This is a genomic window from Hymenobacter sp. YC55, from assembly GCF_029433095.1.
GTDB lineage: Bacteria > Bacteroidota > Bacteroidia > Cytophagales > Hymenobacteraceae > Hymenobacter.
Map to the genome: position 1 here is coordinate 398,903 of NZ_JARNTX010000002.1, position 18,541 is coordinate 417,443.

Here is an 18,541-nt window from a genome sequence, read left to right on the forward strand (position 1 = left end):
ATACAGGGTAGTCATCTTAGAAAAAAGAGGCAGCGGATTCACTTTTGTTGCGAATAAAAGAAGTAGATACAAGGAACAGGCATGTCTGCTTGCTGTGTAACGGCAAGCACAAACACAGTCATTCAAGGGAAGCTTGATGTTGAAACTACTGTCAGTCTGCTTAATCGTTTAACCAGGCGCCTTGCTAGATAAGGTTCTGTCAATCAGTGTAGTGCTTTTTCATTCCTAACGCTTAACTATCTTTTTATGGCCAACTCTACTTTCTCTAAGTTGATTTTGCTGTCGCTAGCTTGCATTCCCAAACCTGATTTGGTGACTGCCGGAAGCGTGCCCAATGCTTTTGCCCGCAACCATGCCGACCGGTTGAGAGCAGAACACAGCTTTTGCGCTTATGCGCAATCGTTTGCGCCGTGGGAAGCCTCGTTGGCTAGCAGTTCTTTGGTGGTAGCACCTTTGCCTGTACGTGGCCGCGTGACGGGCCCAAACAAAGAACCTATTCTGGGGGCTACGGTGGTGGTGAAAGGAAGCACTGTTGGTACTGCAACCGATGCTGACGGCAACTTCAGCTTGACCCTGCCCGATGGCAACGCAACGCTAGTTATTTCCTCTATTGGATTTGCTAATCAAGAGGTTGCCGTCAACGGCCGCACCGACATTTCCATCACGCTCCAAAACGATACGAAAGCACTCGATGAAGTGGTCGTAGTCGGGTATGGTACGCAACGCCGACAAGACGTGACAGGAGCTATTGCCACCGTGAAGGCAGAGGACATACGCACCCAAGGAACGAATACGGTGCAGAAGTCTTTGCAGGGCCGCGTGGCGGGGGTGCAGATTGAATCGTCGGGAGGAAACCCGGGTTCGGGTGTGCGGGTGATAGTTCGGGGAGCAGGTTCGCTCAACAACAACGACCCACTCTACATCGTGGACGGGGTGCAGGTAGATAACATCAACAACTTGCAGCCCACTGATATTGCTTCGTTTGATGTATTGAAGGATGCTTCGGCGGCAGCTATCTATGGGTCGCGCGCCGCCAACGGAGTGGTACTCATTACTACGAAGGGCGGTAAGAAGGGCGAAAACCGAATCGACTTCAACGCCTACTACGGCGTGCAGCAGATAGCTAAAAAGATAGACGTGCTCAATGCTTCGGAATGGGCTACCGTCAGCAACACGGCACACGATGCCGCTGGCCTACCCCGGCTCGACATTGCCAAAAACCCGGAGTCTTTGGGTGCAGGTACCGATTGGCAGAAGGAAATCTATCAGACTGCGCCCATGCAAAACTATACGCTCGGAGCCAGTGGGGGCAGCGAAAACTTCACCTACAACTTGTCGGGCGGCTATTTAGACCAGCAGGGTATTGTTAAGAAAACTGATTATGACCGTTACAACCTGCGTCTGAAAACCGATTTTACTAAGGGGCGGGTTCGGATTGGAGAAACGATAATTCTGACTCGAGAATACTGGCGCACTATGGCTGGTGGTTGGGGCGGCCAGGGTGGCAACCCGGTCGGGTCGGCCCTGAAAATGATTCCGGTTTTCCAGGTGTACGACCCGACCGCAGTGGGTGGCTATGGTGGCGCGTATGGGCAGGTAGTGAATATTGCCAGCCCGGTGGCACAGCTGAATCTGGAGGTGCCAGAGACGAGAACTACTTCGGCTATTCTGAATGGCTACGCCGAAGTTTCACTAGTGGATGCCCTCAAATATCGGCTCAACTTAGGCTATACCAATACGTTTGGTGCTCACAACGACTACACCTTTCCTTACAAAGTAGGCGCGTTGTTCAACAACGCAGATGCGGACCTTTACCAGAGCAAAAGCCAGAAAGAATACTTTCTGCAAGAGCACACGTTGAGCTACAACAAAGAGTTGGGTAAGCACAACTTCAATGGGCTGGTCGGCTTCACGTACCAGAACACTCGGTTTGATGTGCAAAGTGGTTCGAAAAGCGGCATGCCCGCCGGCATTCAGGTGTTGGACGCTGGTACCGCCAATATTGCCAGCGGCGGGTATGCGTACGAAAGTGCCCTCGTTTCCTACCTGGGGCGGTTGGTTTATTCCTACGACAACCGGTACGTACTGACGGGCACGTTCCGCCGCGACGGTTCTTCTCGCTTTAGCCCCGACTACCGTTACGGTAACTTTCCTGCCGTGGCACTAGCCTGGAACGTAGTCAACGAGTCCTTCTTTCAGCCGCTGCAAGGCGTGGTGAGCAACTTGAAGCTGCGGTCTAGCTACGGGGTGCTAGGTAATCAGGAGTTTGATAACTACCAGTTCGATCCGACGATTACGTCGAATGCCAACTACGTGATTGGGCAAACCCAGCTACTATGGCCTGGAGCCATTCAAACGGCTTTCGCAACGCCGAATATCAAGTGGGAAACATCGAAAACCTTCAACATTGGGACCGACTTAGGCTTCTTCGAGAACAAGCTGGGAGTATCGGCTGATTACTTTATCCGGCGCAATTCGGACATTCTACTGCGGGTGCCTATTCCACTGACCACAGGTGCTAGTGCCAATGCTCCTTACATTAATGCCGGGCAAATCACCAACAAGGGGGTAGAGGCCGCTTTGTCGTACAACAACAAGGTGGGCGAGTTCACTTATCAAGTGACGGGTACGTTTACGGCCATCGACAACAATGTCGACTTCCTGGGAACCGGTACACAGCAAATTTCTGGCGGCCAGCCTACGCACCACGGCCAGTCAGCTACCATCACGAAAGCCGGCGGGCCGGTGGGGGCGTTTTACCTGATCAAGACGGCTGGCATCTTCAACTCGCAGGAGGAAATTGATGCCCACAGCGTGGAAGGTCGGCTCATTCAGCCCGCGGCCAAACCTGGCGACATTCGGTTTGTGGATTATAACGGCGACGGTACCATCAGCCAAGACGACCGGCAATACTGCGGTAGTCCTAACCCGAAGTTTAGCTACGGTTTCGGGTCTAATTCGTCGTGGAAGAACTTCGACTTTAGCTTCTTCTTCCAAGGCACCTACGGCAACAAGATCTACAATGGTCTACGTGAGGACCTGGAGGGCATGAACCTGGAGTTCAACTATTCGCCAGCTACCCTGAACGCCTGGACTCCGGACAATCCCACCGATTTCCCGCGCGCTGTCATCAACGACCCCAACCTGAATAGCCGCACTTCCAATCGGTTTCTGGAAAGCGGATCCTACTTGCGCCTACGGACGTTGCAGCTCGGCTATACGCTGCCAAAAGGCGTGCTGTCGGTGGCCAAAATTAATAGCTGCCGCTTTTATGTCAGCTTCGACAACTTGTTCACCATCACCAACTATTCGGGCTTCAGCCCCGACTTAGGCCGCTACAACGGTACCGACCGAGATGGCCGGCAGGTAGCGGGCGGCGGCATCCTGGACCGGGGCGTGGATTTCCCGCACGTCGCCTACCCACTGTCGCGCACTTCTTTGCTCGGTGTGCAGCTATCCTTCTAAAAACTAAACTCCTACGACAATGAAAAGAATTTTATATACCTGCTTCGTGGCGTTGAGTTTAACCGCCTGCACGGAAGAGCTAGATCAAGTAAACCCCAATTCGGTTGTATTAACTAATTTCTGGAAAACCGATGCCGACTTTATGTCGGGTCTTGCGGCTACTTACAAGGTTTTTCACGATGTGAACAACGGCTACTACGGCGTGCGGGGTATCGAGCTGAGCAATGGCCGGGGCGACGATTTCTTTATTCGCAACGACGTGAAGGACTTGTATCAGCTTTCTACCTTCACCAACGACCCAACCACGGGCACGCCTTCGTCGATTTTCACGGGTTTTTATACGGGCATCTTCCGGGCCAATCAGATTATCGAGCAGGCACCGCTGTCCGCAGGGCTTTCCGAAGAGGCCAAAAAGCAGTACGTGGCCGAAGCGCAGTTCATCCGCGGCGTCAATTACTTCCTGCTCGCCAGCAACTTCGGGGAGGCGCCTATCGTCACGAAGGTGCCGGTGTCGCGGAGCGAGTACTTCGTTACGAAGTCGCCGGAAGCTGATGTGTGGGCGCAAGCCGTAAGCGACTTGCAAGCGGCCGCTGCGGGCTTGCCTGTTTCGTATCCGGCTGCTTCGGTAGGTCGCGCCACCAAGGGCGCTGCCTTAGGATACTTAGGCAAAGTGTATGTGTATCAGAAGAAATGGGCTGATGCGGAAGCCGCGTTCAGGCAGCTAGCCCAACCCGATGGCACGGCCAAAGCGCCGTTCACGTATGATCTGGTGCCCAAGTTCGAAGACAACTTCAACAAGGCAACCGACAATAATGTGGAGTCCTTATTTGAGATTCAGAACCAAAACGTGGGAGGCTCACAGCCCTGGTCGGGCGAGAATGCCAACGAAGCGCTCGGCGTGACAACAGCTCAAGAATTTGCACCAACCGAAGTGGCGGGTTGGTTCGAGGTTTCGCCTACCGACAAGATTTTCAACGAGTTCCAGAAGGAAAAAGCGGTTGGGGGAGACTTCGACGACCGAATGTATGCCACGCTGGTGTGGGATTACCCGGGCGCAATGTATTACAACAAGCCTTTCAAAGAATTCAAGCTCGTGTTTGGTTACAGTTCCATGGTTAGGAAGTACCAGAACTGGCGCGAAAACAACGAAGGCATCTACATCTCGGAAATCAACGAGAAAGCCTTACGCTACGCCGACATTCTGTTGCTCTACGCTGAAGCATTGACCATGCAAAACCGTCAGATAGAGGCATATCCGTTGTTGAACCGCATTCGGACGCGCGCTAAGCTGGTACCACTGGCCGCTGGGTTGTCGAGCACGCAGATGATGGAAGAAATTCGTCACCAACGCATGCTAGAGTTCTTCCGCGAAGGTCAGCGCTTCTATGACCTGAAGCGGTGGGGAATATTGGAGCAGGAAATCAAGAACAGTGACAAAGTCGGCCGCCAGTTTTTCACGGCGAAGCACGCCTACTTCCCCATCCCACAAAACGAGCTGAATACCAATCCTAGCATCACGCAAAATTCAGGTTGGTAACGCTTTAATCTACTGCAAAGGATAGTAGTAAGTAGCGCCAAAAAGCGGAGTTGCTGTGCCGAATATTTCGGGCAGCAACTCCGCTTTTTCGTTGGAAACTGTGTTGTGTAAGTAACCGAAGGCAAAGGTGAGTTACTGTCTGCGCATCAGCCTCACGTCATCACGTTAGGCCATTGAGGCTGTAATGAAGTAGCGTCATTCTATCGGGCCACGTATGGCTGCGGAGTAGGCGTAGAGGCTGCGAGTGGGTTTGCTGGCGCCACAGCGGTATGCCAGCGCCTAGTAGCTGAGGCACCACAAAAAGCATTAACTCATCTACTAGGCCAGCGGCTATTAGTGGAGCTGCCAGTGTGCTGCCGCCAATCAACCAGATAGTCTTACCTGCTTCCTGCCGCAGCCTTCCAACAAATTCAGCGGGCTCCTCTGTCACAAACGCAACGGACGGATGCGCGGCTTCTGTTGGTGGGTTGCGGGTGAAGACGTAGTTGGTGAGCGTCGGGTAAGGCCACTCGCCAAAAGTGAGAACCTGTTCGTAAGATGTGCGGCCTAGAAGCGTAGCATCAACGGTAGCTAACAGCTCAGCGTAACCGTAATCTTCGCCGGCAGGCGGAGCCGGCAACCAATCTACCGAGCCATCGGGCGAGGCAATATAGCCGTCGAGGCTGGCCGCAATGTAGAACACGACTTTGCGCATGCCACCGACAGTGTAGGTTAAAACCAGCGCGCTGCTAGAACCATCAATTGCTCTAGCGCCTGCTGGTCGTCCTGGTCGAAGTCGTCTAGTTGGTCGCTGTCTACATCGAGTACGGCTACCACGGTGCCGTCTTTAAATACGGGCACCACAATTTCCGACTTCGATTCGGAACTGCACGCAATATGGCCGGGGAACTGCTCTACATCGGGTACCAATAGTGTTTGCGCCTGTGCCCAGCTGCTGCCACACACCCCTTTGCCATGCCGGATGCGGGTGCAGGCAATAGGCCCCTGGAATGGACCGAGCACTAGTTCATTGTCTTTCACCAAATAAAAGCCTACCCAAAAAAAACCGAAGGCTTGCCGTAGCGCCGCTACGGTATTGGCTAGGTTGGCAACTAAGTCGGGCTCACCCGTGGTGAGGGCTTCAATCTGCGGCAAAAGCTGGCGATACTGCTCGGCTTTGGTTAAAGTGGTATCGAGCGTGAGTTCTTCGGCCATGATAATTCAGAAAGTAAAGTGGCAAGTAGGGATGAAGTGACTAGTAACAGCCAACCAGCAAGAAGGATTTCCTGCCTAACAGAAGCGGAGTAGGTGCGCGCAAATGTACTTCTCTTGCTTGTGCACTGCTACCGTTTTGAATTGCTAAGCAGGTCCTCACCGAGTGCTGCCATTCACATACACAAACAGTTCGTCGTCGCCTAGCTTGCGGTGTTCGCGCAAACCGCTTAGGCCGGGCTTTGGAGCCGTTACACCGCCACCTAGCCGGCGGGGGCTCCGCAGCACCCGTATTTCGTCCCACAATCCATCCTTCAACAACGAATTCAGCACTGTTGGCCCGCCTTCGACTAGTACCGACTGTACATTGCGCTGGTGCAGACTGCCTAGAATCTGCGGAAACAAGTCCTCGGCCTCCGACAGCATCACGTAGTCTACGTGGTTTTTGTTGGCTTTTTCGCGGTAGGTGTACACCACGGTAGGCTGCTTGCCATCGAAGAGGTGATGCGTGGGCGGCAAGCTCAAGTTTTTGTCGATAACGACGCGGATAGGATTGGGGCCAGGCCATTCGCGCACGTTCAGGTGGGGATTGTCGTGGAGAGCGGTGCGGGTGCCTACCAGAATGGCTTGCTCTTCAGCCCGCCACTGGTGCACTGCCACCCGGGCTAGCTCTCCGCTGATAGGCACCGGCTGGAAGTACGGGCCAGCCAGGTAGCCATCCGCAGTTTCGGCCCACTTTAGCACCACGTAAGGCCGCTTCTTCTCCTGTGAAGTGAAAAAGCGCCGGTTCAGCCACCGGCCTTCCGTTTCCAGCAGGCCCGTTTCAACCCGAATACCGGCAGCACGCAGTTTTTCGAGGCCGCGGCCAGATACCAGCGGGTTGGGGTCGAGGTTGCACACCACTACTTCGGCCACGCCTTTAGCCACCAGCAAGTCGGCGCAGGGTGGCGTCTTGCCATGATGCGCGCAGGGCTCAAGCGTTACATAAACACGGCTCTGAGCTAACAGACTTTCATCGGTCACGGCGGCCAGCGCATTTACTTCGGCATGAGGGCCGCCGTACTGCCGGTGCCAGCCCTCCCCAATGATGCGGCCTTCGTGCGTTACCACGCAGCCTACTAACGGGTTGGGTCGGGTGTAGCCGGTGCCGAGCCGAGCTAGGTCGAGGGCGCGGCGCATCATCAGGGAATCAAAAGCAGAAGTAGGCATGGCAAGGGCGGGGATAGGACAAGCGAAAGTAACGCTAAGCGTTGGCTTGGCGTACGAGCGAAGCGAGTATCCCGTGGATTCCTTTAGTTTCCAGAAGTTTCCGGTGCTGCCTAAGCTGATGCTACCAGGTTGAAACTTGCCACTCCTCAAGGCAGAACCTATTTCCGCCTTATTTTCGCCCGATGTCTACGCTCCGCCAACTCTCTCTTGCTCTTGCTTCGTCGCTGGAAGCCATCTATCCCGCGCCGGAAGCAGACAGCATTGCTGGCTTGGTGCTGGAGCATTTGCTTGGCATCACGCCGTTGCAGCGCCGGATGCAGGCACAGGAGGTGGTGCCCGAAGATGTAAAGGAGCAGTTGCCCGCACTAGAAGCTCGCCTGCTGCGCCACGAGCCGCTTCAGTATGTGCTAGGAGAGGCCTGGTTTATGGATATGGCCCTGGAAGTGACGCCTGCCACGCTCATACCGCGGCCCGAAACCGAAGAACTGGTACAACTCATTATTCAGGAGTGCAAGCAGGTGCAATCGGTGCTGGACATAGGCACGGGCAGTGGCTGCATTCCCCTGGCACTTTGCCGCGCCTTGCAGCCCACTCAGGTTACGGCCGTGGATATTTCGGCGGAGGCCCTAGCCGTAGCGCGCCGCAACGCCGTGCGCTATGGGTGTGAAATCGACTTTCAGCAAGTCGATATTCTAAGCGAATGTCCGCGGGGCATAGCCCCTCATACTTTGGATATACTGGTCAGCAACCCACCTTACGTACTGGAAAACGAACGGCCCTTAATGCGCCCTAACGTGTTGGATTTCGAGCCAGCTACCGCCCTATTCGTGCCCGACAATGACCCGCTCCTGTTTTACCGCCGCATTGCTACGTTAGGCACTACTCTTCTGAAACCTGGCGGTGGTGTGTACTTCGAAATCAACGAGCAGTATGCTACCCAAACCGTGAGCTTGCTGACCGGGCTAGGCTACACTGCCGTAGCGGCCCACCCCGATATGTTTGGTAAGCAGCGGATGGTGCGCGCCACTTGGCTCGGCTAAGTAGTTCAGAGGCAAGACCTGCCCTGATTGAAATGGTATCTAAGCTAGGGCCAATTGCCTCTAAAAAAGGTGGCTTACTGGAAGGCCGAAAATTTAATGGGGCTAGGCCTAGAAATTAGGGTAAAACCGAAAGAGTTTCACTGGTTTTCCGTGGCAAACTCCTAAAAGCCCTACCTTTGCGGGCTGAAAACCAACGCCCATCTATGCCCGATACGTTGTCCTACTTTGCGCATCCCACCGCCGTCCTCGACGACGGATGCCGCATTGGGGCAGGTAGCCGCATCTGGCACTTTTGCCACCTCAGTCCTGGAGCTGAAGTGGGCGAGGAGTGCAGCTTAGGCCAGAATGTATTTGTGGCGGATGGCGTACGATTGGGGCGTAATGTGAAGGTGCAAAACAACGTGAGCTTATACAGTGGGGTGGAATGTGCCGATGATGTGTTTATTGGGCCTTCTGCTGTGTTTACCAACGTCCTCAACCCTCGCGCTGCTGTGGTGCGTCGGCACGAGTACCAGCGGACGGTACTTGGGCGCGGAGTAAGCATCGGCGCCAATGCCACCATTGTGTGCGGGGTGCAGTTAGGCGAATATGCTTTTGTAGGTGCCGGCTCCGTGGTAACAAAAGATGTCCTGCCCTACGCCTTGGTGTATGGCAACCCCGCTCGTCGGCGCGGATGGATGAGTGCGTATGGCCATCAACTTACCTTCAATGATGCTGGCCAGGCCACTTGCCCTGAAAGTGGGGAGCAGTATGTACTAGCCGACGGGCAGGTTTGTCGTGTCGGCTCCGATTCGTGAAGTTTCTGGTAAAGAATATTAGTTAAGATCCTAAGACCCTACTCTGTGTACGAGCAACTTATTCAGAAACAAGCGAAACTGGCCGTTATTGGTCTTGGGTATGTGGGCTTACCCATTGCCCTCGAATTTGCCCGTAAAGTGCAGGTAATTGGTTTCGATATCAATGCCAAGCGCGTGGAAATGATGCGCAACCACATCGACCCAAGCGGTGAGCTAGAGTCTGAAGACTTCGAGGGATGCGACATCACCTTCACCGATTCGCTGGATGTACTGCGGGAAGCTACTTTCTACATTGTAGCCGTGCCTACTCCCATCGACGAGCACGCGCAGCCCGACCTCAAGCCTCTGCTTGGTGCTTCCACTTCTGTGGGCAAGGTGCTCAAGAAAGGCGACTATGTAGTGTTTGAAAGCACTGTGTACCCCGGCTGCACCGAGGATGACTGCATACCCGTGATGGAAAAGCTGTCGGGCCTGAAATTTCACGAGGACTTCAAAGTAGGCTACTCGCCCGAGCGCATTAACCCCGGCGACAAAGAGCACACGCTCTCCACCATTGTGAAAGTGGTAGCAGGCTGCGACGACGAGTCGTTAGACAACATTGCCAAAACCTACGAAATGGTGGTGAAAGCCGGTGTACACCGCGCCAGCAGCATCAAAGTGGCCGAGGCAGCCAAGATCATCGAAAACACCCAGCGCGACGTCAACATTGCGCTGATGAATGAGCTGTCGATGATTTTCGACCGGATGAGCATCAACACCTACGAGGTGCTGGAAGCCGCCGGCACCAAGTGGAATTTCCTGAAGTTTTCGCCTGGCTTGGTGGGCGGGCACTGCATCGGCGTCGACCCTTACTACCTCACTTACAAGGCGAAAGAGCTAGGCTACGACGCCAAGGTAATACTGAGCGGCCGCACCACCAACGATAATATGGGCGCCTACATAGCCCGCAAAACGGTGCAGATGATGATCCGGCAGGGCAAAGACGTAGCCCGCAGCCGCGTGTTAGTGATGGGCGCGACCTTCAAGGAAAACGTGGAAGACATTCGGAACTCGAAAGTGGCCGACGTCATCCAGGAGCTTAGGAACTTCTCCGTGAATGTCGACATCGTAGACCCACATGCCAGCTCCGACGAGTTGCACCACGAGTACGGTTTCCGTCTCACGCCTGCTACTGAAGTTCGTGATGACTACGATGGGGTGATTGTGGCTGTTAGTCACCAGCCGTACACCACCAAGGACGAAGCGTACTTTAAATCCATTACCTCGGACAACGCCGTTTTGGTGGATATCAAAGGTTTGTTCCGTGGTAAGATCAAGCAAATGCAGTACTGGAGTTTGTAGGTGACTTAGTGAGCTGGTATGCTTGATACTGTGTCAAGCCACTAGCGCATCAATTCACTGTTTTGACATTCACTATTTCACCTCAGAAAATGGAGCGCACAAAGATACTTGTCACAGGGGGAGCGGGGTACATTGGCTCTCATGCTGTAGTAGAACTATATGAAGCTGGTTTTCAGCCCGTCATAGTCGATAACTTCAGCAATTCGCAGGAGTCAGTGCTGGCTGGTATCGAGTCTATTCTAGGCGTGCGGGTGCCAAGCCACAACATCGACTGCAACGATGAAGAAGCGCTACGAGCCGTGTTTGCCGAAGAAGGTAACCTGCGTGGGGTGATTCACTTTGCCGCTTACAAAGCAGTAGGCGAGTCGGTGCAGAAGCCACTGGAATACTACCGCAACAACCTAGTTTCGTTGCTAACGCTGGTGTCGGTGATGCGCGAGTTTGGGGTAGAAGCCTTGGTGTTTTCCTCGTCGTGCACCGTATATGGTGTACCAGATGCCTTGCCCGTTACCGAGCAGACGCCTACCAAAAAGGCCAATTCGCCCTACGGCGCTACCAAGCAAATGTGCGAGGATATCCTTACCGATATTGCCGCTGCGCCTACCAACAAGCTCCGCACCATCCTGCTGCGCTATTTCAACCCAATTGGGGCTCACGCATCTGCCAAGATTGGAGAGTTGCCACTTGGGGTTCCCCAAAACCTGGTGCCGTTCATCACGCAAACCGCAGCTGGTATCCGCGAGAAGCTTACCATTTTCGGCGATACTTATGATACGCCCGACGGCACGAATATTCGAGACTATCTGCATGTGGTTGACCTTGCCAAAGCGCACGTAGTAGCCGTTCAGCGCCTGATCGACCAAAAGGGCGACACGCTCGAAGTGTTCAACGTAGGTACCGGCCGCGGCAACAGCGTGCTGGAGGTGGTACACGCATTCGAGCGCGCTACGGGGGTTAAGCTGAATTACACTATTGGACCAGCCCGCTCTGGTGATGTACCAGCCATTTATGCTGACGTCACGAAGGCTACTGAGGTGCTAGGTTTCCAAACCACTTCTTCTCTGGAAGATGCATTAGCTAGCGCATGGAAGTGGCAGCAGTCGTTGAAAAATAGCTAAGCCAAGAAGCAGTCAGGTAAAGGCGTACAGCACATGTTCGCTCAGCTACTTTGCTGCGCTCTACTCAGTTACTTAATTACTTTAGTTACTCCTGAAAGAATGAAAATCATTATCACCGGCGGGGCCGGCTTCATTGGGTCGCACGTGGTGCGCTTGTTCGTAACCAAGTATCCAGAGTATCAAATTCTGAACTTGGACGCCCTCACGTATGCTGGCAACCTGGAAAACCTGCGTGATATTGAAGATGCTCCCAACTACCGGTTGGTGAAAGGCGACATCACCGACCAAGCCTTCGTGGATCAGCTTTTTGCCAACGAAGAGCCGGATGCGGTTATTCATCTGGCTGCCGAAAGCCACGTCGACCGGAGCATCACCGACCCGCTGGCCTTCGTAAAAACCAACGTTCTGGGCACTGTGAACCTATTGCAGGCCGCCAAGAACTTGTGGAAGCCGCTAGGTTATGAAGGCAAGACCTTCTATCACGTCAGCACCGATGAAGTATACGGTTCTTTGGACTTCGGTCCCGAGATGTTCACCGAAGAAACCTCCTACGATCCACGCTCTCCGTACTCGGCTTCAAAGGCTGCTTCTGACCACTTCGTCCGGGCTTGGCATCATACCTATGGCTTGCCCATCAAACTAAGCAACTGCTCCAACAACTACGGCCCGAACCATTTCCCTGAAAAGCTAATTCCGCTGGCTATCCACCGCATACAGCACGGCCAGCCGGTACCAGTGTACGGTAAAGGCGAAAACGTCCGCGACTGGCTGTTTGTGAAAGACCACGCTACCGCCATCGACGCCGTTTTCCATAAAGGCAAAGTGGGCGAGACCTACAACATTGGAGGAGTAAACGAATGGGCCAACATCGAACTCATTCACTTGCTCTGCGATACGCTCGACGAGAAAACCGGTAAAGAAAAAGGCACCTCACGCAAGCTCATTACCTTCGTAACCGACCGTGCCGGCCACGATTTGCGCTACGCAATTGACAGCAGCAAGATCATGAACGAGCTAGGCTGGAAGCCCTCGGTGACGTTCGAAGAAGGCTTATCTCAAACGGTTGATTGGTACTTGGAAAACGAAGCTTGGCTACAAAACGTGACCAGCGGTGCCTACCAAGACTATTACCGCACACAATACGCCAGCCGTTAATGTGCTGATTGATGGTAAGTTGATGTGATGCCTTCCAAGTATATGTCAAACTTCTCATCAGCACATCTACTCATCATTAACTAGCCTGTTACCCTAGTGTACGACATTCCTTTTCACGACCAGCCGCTCGACAACCTAGCTTTTCTTGTGACGGGCGGAGCCGGGTTTATCGGTTCTAATCTGGTTGAGTATCTGTTGAAGTACGGTGCCAAAGAGGTACGCGTGCTCGACAACTATTCCAACGGCTTCCGCAAGAACGTGGCGCTGTTTGAAGGTAACCCGGCGCTACGGGTTATTGAAGGCGACATTCGGGACCGGCAGACCTGCGTGGATGCATGCCAAGGCATTGACATCGTCTTGCACCAGGCCGCCTTAGGCTCGGTCCCGCGCTCCATCAACGACCCCATCACTACCAACGACGTGAACGTGGGTGGTTTTGTAAATATGCTGGTCGGAGCTAAAGAAGCGGGAATTAAGCGGTTTGTATACGCGGCTTCTTCCTCTACTTACGGCGACCATAAAGCGCTGCCCAAAGTAGAAGACCGGATTGGCAAGCCCTTGTCGCCCTACGCCGTGACCAAGTATGCCAACGAATTATACGCTGACGTATTTGGCAAAACGTATGGTATGGAGATTATTGGGCTGCGCTACTTCAATATCTTCGGCCCCCGCCAAGACCCTAATGGGGCCTACGCGGCAGTTATTCCGCTTTTCATTGATGCGGTACTAGAAGGCAAGCCCCCACGCATGAACGGTGACGGCGGCCAAACCCGCGACTTCACATTCGTTGAAAACTGTGTGCAAGCCAACATCAAGGCCGCATTAGTACAGAATCCGGAAGCAGTAAACCAGGTCTACAACATTGCGGTAGCCGACCGTACTTCCCTCAACGACCTGTTTAACATCCTGAAAGAAGAAGCTGGTTCTACTATCAACCCCGAGTACGGTCCCGACCGGCCTGGCGACATTCGGGATTCATTGGCTGACATTAGCAAAGCCCAAACGCTGCTTGGCTACGATCCGCAAATCCGCATCCGGGAAGGGCTGCAGCAAACGCTGGCGTGGTTCAAGGCCAATGAGGAGTTTATTGCAGTTAGAAACTAGTTGGTAATTCAACCATTCCACATGAAAGGTATCATCCTCGCCGGCGGTTCCGGCACTCGTTTGCACCCGCTTACCCTTGCTGTCAGCAAGCAACTTATGCCCGTGTACGATAAGCCGATGATTTATTATCCGCTTTCGATTCTGATGATGGCTGGCATCAAAGACATTCTTATTATCACCACGCCCCACGATCAGGCGCAGTTCCAAAAGCTGCTTGGCGATGGTAAGAATCTAGGGTGCAATTTCCAATACACCATTCAAGAAGTACCTAATGGGTTAGCGCAAGCCTTTGTGTTGGGTGCTGATTTTATCGGTGACGACAAGGTAGCATTGGTGCTTGGCGACAACATCTTTCACGGCGAAGGCATGGAAGAACTGTTGAAAGCCAATAACGACCCAGAAGGAGGTGTTGTGTACGCTTACCACGTGCACGACCCTGAGCGGTATGGCGTAGTAGAATTCGACGCCGACAGAAAAGCGCTTAGCATCGAAGAAAAGCCTAAGGAGCCCAAAAGCAACTATGCGGTTCCGGGCCTTTATTTCTACGACAACGACGTTATTCAGATAGCCCGCGACTTGAAGCCAAGCCCACGCGGTGAATACGAAATCACGGACGTGAACCAAGAGTATCTGCGCCGTGGCAAACTGAAAGTAGGTATTCTCGGCCGGGGCACTGCTTGGCTCGACACGGGCACGTTTGAAAGCCTTATGCAAGCCGGTGAATTTGTGCGGGTACTAGAGCAGCGCCAAGGACTAAAAGTGGGCTCCATAGAGGAAGCTGCTTACCGTCAAGGGTTTATTGATGCCGCGCAACTTCGCAAGATAGCAGAGCCGCTACGTAAGAGCGGCTATGGCGACTACCTGATGCAGCTGCCAGAACATCTGGTGGTGCAAGAGTAGGTTTCTAAACCACGTAAAGCAAAGGCCCTCGCTACAAAATTGCAGCGAGGGCCTTTGCTTTACGTGGTTCTTGCTAATTGAATACCGCGCCCGCCAGCAAACCTGCTACTACTATCAAATAGGAAGGTACTTTTTCCCAAAGCAGTACCATAAACGTAGCACCAATCAGCCCTAAATTGATAGGGGTATCGGGAAGGGGATGGTAGAGAAGAAATACAGCTGCGCATACCAAACCAGCTGATACGGCATTCACGCCTTCCAAAGACGCCTTCACGACGCGGTACTGCTTGAGCTGGTCCCAGAAACGAATCAGGAAGAAGATAAGAAGAGTGCCCGGCATAAAGATGCCAGCCGCCGCTACCAGCCCCCCGAGTATTTGGCCGCCGAGCCCATATTCACGCATGGACAGCGCCCCGATATAGGAAGCAAAAGCAAAATTAGGCCCAGGCAATGCTTGGGTTAAACCGTATCCAGAAAGAAACTCGGGTGGCGTGAGGTAATGCTTGAACTCCACAAATTCGGCAAACAGCAAGGGCGCTAGTACTTGTCCGCCTCCAAACACCAAGGAGCCGTTGCGGTAGAAGTTTTCGAAGAGCAATACTGGCAACTCTCGTGTGTAGTGACCCAGTACGGCTGCGCCGATCAAAACGCCTATCCACAAGATAAAATTGGCCCATTCAATACGCAGTGGCTGTTTATCAACCACTGGCGTGAGCTTGCGGTAGCGGAAGGTAGTAACTAACCCACCACCTAACAGCAGCAGGGGAAGCACCGTTGGGAGTTGAAAACGGTAGGCCAGCAAGGCCGCAGCTACCATCAAGGCCACGGAGGTCTTCGTATGAATAACCTTCTCGGCAATCTTATAAGCCGAGTAAGCGACAAACCCCACCGCAATAGGCTGAATGTACTGCACTAGCCCGGCCACCTGCTCTTTGTCGAGGTAGCTCATGGCCATGCCTGCCGCCGTCATAATGGTGACGGCGGGCAGCATCCAGACGAATAGCGTGAGGTACGCCAGGTTGGGGCCACCCAAGCGGAAGCCAATGGCCGTAATGGTCTGGGTGGAAGTAGGGCCAGGTAGAAGTTGGCAAAGCGCCATAATTTCTAGTAGCTCGGCCGAAGTCAGGTACCGGCGCTTGTCTACGAGCAGGCGGAGCATCATGGCGGTGTGAGCCTGTGGCCCACCGAAAGCAGTACAGGCCAAGGCAGCGACGTCCTTCAGGAAAATAATGCCGCGTACCCGACGAGTGCGTAGCTTACGTCCTGGTGGCGGACTAAGCTTTACTTCGGCAGGTGGCGGCGCGGGCGGCGTGGAAAGCACTAGTGGAATGGCGGTTTCGGGTGGTCGTTTCGAGTTGCTTAGCCGGGTTAGTATTGGTAAGTACGCGAAAAAAGTGCTGTCTATTTCCAAGATCTACTTGTTTTCTAGCAACAGTAGATCCACTTATTTATCTAACCTCAAGGGTAGAACAAGGTCTAAAAAGACATAGCCAATGCGCTTAGTTAGCCTATGTGGGAGCAAGGGTTAGCTATGCATACTCCCAGGTTATAAAGCTGAATAGCACCTAGGCTATTCCTCCCAAACAGTAGCCGCTGAAGCCATATTTGCTCTTGAAAAGAAATACCCGCCGGCATAACGTCAGCGGGTACTCTTTTCAGTACGAGTCTGCTTTAAAAGCAAACAAGTGATTTAATGCTGAAGATTACTTTTTCTTCAGGCCTAGTTCAATCAAACGCTCATTCAGGAATTCGCCAGCTGTAATGTCGGCTTCCTTTTTCGGGTTATCGGGAGTAACGCAGCTTTCGAGAGCGGCAAGGCTCATCTCCGAGCGAGGGTGCATGAAGAACGGCACCGAGAAGCGCGAAGAATTCATCTTCTCGCGAGGTGGGTTCACTACGCGGTGAATGGTGCTTTTCAACACGCCATTGGTGAGGCGCTGCAACATGTCGCCCACGTTCACCACAATCTGGTCGGGGAGAGCAGTAATAGGAATCCACTTGTCGTCGCGGCGCTTCACTTGGAGGCCGTCGGCGCTGGCACCCATCAGCAGCGTAATCAGGTTGATGTCGCCGTGCTCGGCGGCCCGAACGGCATCGGCCGGTACCGCATCCGGGTTTTCGATGGGGAAGTAGTGAATCGGACGCAGAATGCTGTTGCCGTTGCGCACCTTGTCGTCGAAGTAATTTTCGGGCAGGTTCAGGTACAGGGCAATGGCACGAAGCACATCTTTACCGGCTGCTTCCAGCGTGCGGTAAGTGGTAAAAGTGCTTTTTTGGAAAGTTGGCACTTCCTCGGGCCAAATATTGGCCGGGTACTCTTTCCCGATGGGGTCGTCGGTGTCTTCCACTTCCTGGCCGACGTGATAAAACTCCTTCAGGTCGCCGGTATTGCGACCTTTGGCGTGCTCTTTGCCTTTGCTGATGTAGCCACGCTGGCCCGCCAGTTCTGGGTACTCGTAGCGCTGCTTACGCTCGTCAGGTAGTGAGAAAAAGGCTTTTACGTCAGCATAAAGCGCTTGGGTCTGCTCTTCGGATAGGCCGTGGTTCTTGAGCGCCACAAAGCCGATGTTTTGGTAGGCTTCGCCGAGTTGCTGTACAAAGCGAGCTTTACGCTCCGGGTCACCGGAGCGAAAGTCCGCGAGGTCGAGGGAGGGAATTTCTTCCAGCAATTTGTCTGCCATCTTGGAAAATCACTATACTTTTGAACAATGAATGCGTGTTGCGCAAGGTACTCAAAAAACGAACGTCGTTTGGATGCCGTCAGTTCTTCAAGCTTTACCCTAACAAGCCAATTCTTGATTCTTCTCTTAAATTCTTTTCTATGCAAATTTCTACTCGACTTGTAAGTTCTCTTCTTTTATTGGGACTAGCTGCTTGCGACGCGGCCAAGCAAGTAACCGAAGCGACTTCGGTTACTACCACCAATTCGGTGCCTTCTAGTGCTACCGGGAGCATCGAGAAAAACGGGCTGCGCCTAACGCCTTTCTTCGACTCACCTAAATTTCCAACGGCGCAACTGCGCCTGAGCACACCAGCTGCCGGCTCTACAGTACCAAGCGGGGCAGTACCTTTCAAATACGAGATAACCAACTTCCTCCTAACCAAAATGAGTGGCGGGATGCACTCCGAGGAAATGGCTAACTCCATGAAGGGACAGCACATCCACAACATCGTTGACAACGAGCCTTATACAGCCCACTACGAAACGGGCTTCACCAAAAACATAGTGGATGGGCAGCATGTGGTACTGTCCTTCCTCTCGCGCTCGTACCACGAGAGCCTCAAGCACCGCGGCGCGTACGACTTGCGCCTCGTTACGGTCGGCAATGTTGCTCCTGGCACCCCGGCCTTCGACCTGAAAGCGCCGCACCTTTTCTATAGCCGTCCTAAAGACGTGTACACCGGCAAAGACACCCAAAAGGTGATGCTGGATTTCTACCTCGTTAATACTACCATAGAGCCAGGCGGCACTCAAGTGCGCGCTACTATCAATGGCAACGAGTTTATGCTCGATCAATGGGCACCTTACATGATGGAAGGTTTGCCCATGGGTGAAAACACGGTGAAGCTCGAGCTAGTAGATAGCAGCGGCAAACTGATTCCTGGTCCTTACAACTCGGTTACGCGTAGTTTTTCACTTCAGCCTTAATACCAGTTCTTTATCTGTAGGTGGCTCCGAGGGCC

General features: G+C 53.4%; 15 protein-coding genes. 10 read left to right on the forward strand and 5 right to left on the reverse strand.

The window, feature by feature from the left end:
- Nucleotides 1–246: 246 nt before the first annotated feature.
- Nucleotides 247–3,465: a TonB-dependent receptor gene (locus tag P1X16_RS14960; RefSeq protein WP_277230518.1), complete on the forward strand. Its 3,219-nt coding sequence runs from the start codon at nt 247–249 to the stop codon at nt 3,463–3,465.
- 19 nt (nt 3,466–3,484) lie between these two features.
- Nucleotides 3,485–5,002: a RagB/SusD family nutrient uptake outer membrane protein gene (locus P1X16_RS14965; protein WP_277230521.1), complete on the forward strand. Its 1,518-nt coding sequence runs from the start codon at nt 3,485–3,487 to the stop codon at nt 5,000–5,002.
- Between the two features lie 160 nt (nt 5,003–5,162).
- Here the strand turns inward: P1X16_RS14965 and P1X16_RS14970 are convergent, their stop codons facing one another.
- The 3 genes from P1X16_RS14970 to ribD form a co-directional block, all read right to left on the reverse strand.
- Nucleotides 5,163–5,696: a dihydrofolate reductase family protein gene (locus P1X16_RS14970; protein WP_277230525.1), complete on the reverse strand. Its 534-nt coding sequence runs from the start codon at nt 5,694–5,696 to the stop codon at nt 5,163–5,165.
- 17 nt (nt 5,697–5,713) lie between these two features.
- Nucleotides 5,714–6,196: a GAF domain-containing protein gene (locus P1X16_RS14975; protein WP_277230528.1), complete on the reverse strand. Its 483-nt coding sequence runs from the start codon at nt 6,194–6,196 to the stop codon at nt 5,714–5,716.
- Between the two features lie 156 nt (nt 6,197–6,352).
- Nucleotides 6,353–7,402: a bifunctional diaminohydroxyphosphoribosylaminopyrimidine deaminase/5-amino-6-(5-phosphoribosylamino)uracil reductase RibD gene (ribD, locus tag P1X16_RS14980; protein ID WP_277230530.1), complete on the reverse strand. Its 1,050-nt coding sequence runs from the start codon at nt 7,400–7,402 to the stop codon at nt 6,353–6,355.
- A 182-nt stretch (nt 7,403–7,584) separates the two neighbouring features.
- On the opposite strand from ribD, the gene prmC reads away from it, so the two are divergent.
- From prmC to rfbA, 7 genes are all read left to right on the forward strand, one after another.
- Nucleotides 7,585–8,442 (forward strand): peptide chain release factor N(5)-glutamine methyltransferase, encoded by an 858-nt coding sequence (gene prmC / locus P1X16_RS14985; protein ID WP_277230533.1) that lies wholly within the window; start codon nt 7,585–7,587, stop codon nt 8,440–8,442.
- A 203-nt stretch (nt 8,443–8,645) separates the two neighbouring features.
- Entirely contained in the window at nt 8,646–9,239 is a 594-nt protein-coding gene (locus tag P1X16_RS14990) for an acyltransferase (protein WP_277230536.1), read from the forward strand.
- A 45-nt stretch (nt 9,240–9,284) separates the two neighbouring features.
- A complete protein-coding gene (locus P1X16_RS14995; RefSeq protein WP_277230539.1) occupies nt 9,285–10,580 on the forward strand; it encodes a nucleotide sugar dehydrogenase in 1,296 nt (431 codons plus the stop codon).
- An 89-nt stretch (nt 10,581–10,669) separates the two neighbouring features.
- Nucleotides 10,670–11,698, forward strand: coding sequence for a UDP-glucose 4-epimerase GalE (gene galE, locus P1X16_RS15000; RefSeq protein WP_277230542.1), 1,029 nt, complete (start codon nt 10,670–10,672; stop codon nt 11,696–11,698).
- A 99-nt stretch (nt 11,699–11,797) separates the two neighbouring features.
- Nucleotides 11,798–12,853: a dTDP-glucose 4,6-dehydratase gene (rfbB, locus tag P1X16_RS15005; RefSeq protein WP_277230545.1), complete on the forward strand. Its 1,056-nt coding sequence runs from the start codon at nt 11,798–11,800 to the stop codon at nt 12,851–12,853.
- A 96-nt stretch (nt 12,854–12,949) separates the two neighbouring features.
- Complete coding sequence (locus P1X16_RS15010; protein WP_277230547.1) at nt 12,950–13,957, forward strand: SDR family oxidoreductase; 1,008 nt, start codon at nt 12,950–12,952, stop codon at nt 13,955–13,957.
- Nucleotides 13,958–13,978: 21 nt separating this feature from the next.
- Nucleotides 13,979–14,857 carry a glucose-1-phosphate thymidylyltransferase RfbA gene (gene rfbA, locus P1X16_RS15015; RefSeq protein WP_277230550.1) on the forward strand — a complete coding sequence of 293 codons (879 nt, stop codon included), beginning with the start codon at nt 13,979–13,981 and terminating at the stop codon, nt 14,855–14,857.
- A 73-nt stretch (nt 14,858–14,930) separates the two neighbouring features.
- Here the strand turns inward: rfbA and chrA are convergent, their stop codons facing one another.
- Nucleotides 14,931–16,088: a chromate efflux transporter gene (chrA, locus tag P1X16_RS15020; protein WP_277232956.1), complete on the reverse strand. Its 1,158-nt coding sequence runs from the start codon at nt 16,086–16,088 to the stop codon at nt 14,931–14,933.
- 472 nt (nt 16,089–16,560) lie between these two features.
- On the reverse strand, nt 16,561–17,538 hold the full coding sequence (locus P1X16_RS15025; protein ID WP_277230552.1) for a 2-oxoglutarate and iron-dependent oxygenase domain-containing protein: 978 nt from the start codon (nt 17,536–17,538) through the stop codon (nt 16,561–16,563).
- 140 nt (nt 17,539–17,678) lie between these two features.
- Here P1X16_RS15025 and P1X16_RS15030 point away from each other — a divergent pair, with 140 nt between their 5' ends.
- A complete protein-coding gene (locus P1X16_RS15030; RefSeq protein WP_277230555.1) occupies nt 17,679–18,506 on the forward strand; it encodes a hypothetical protein in 828 nt (275 codons plus the stop codon).
- Nucleotides 18,507–18,541: the final 35 nt, after the last annotated feature.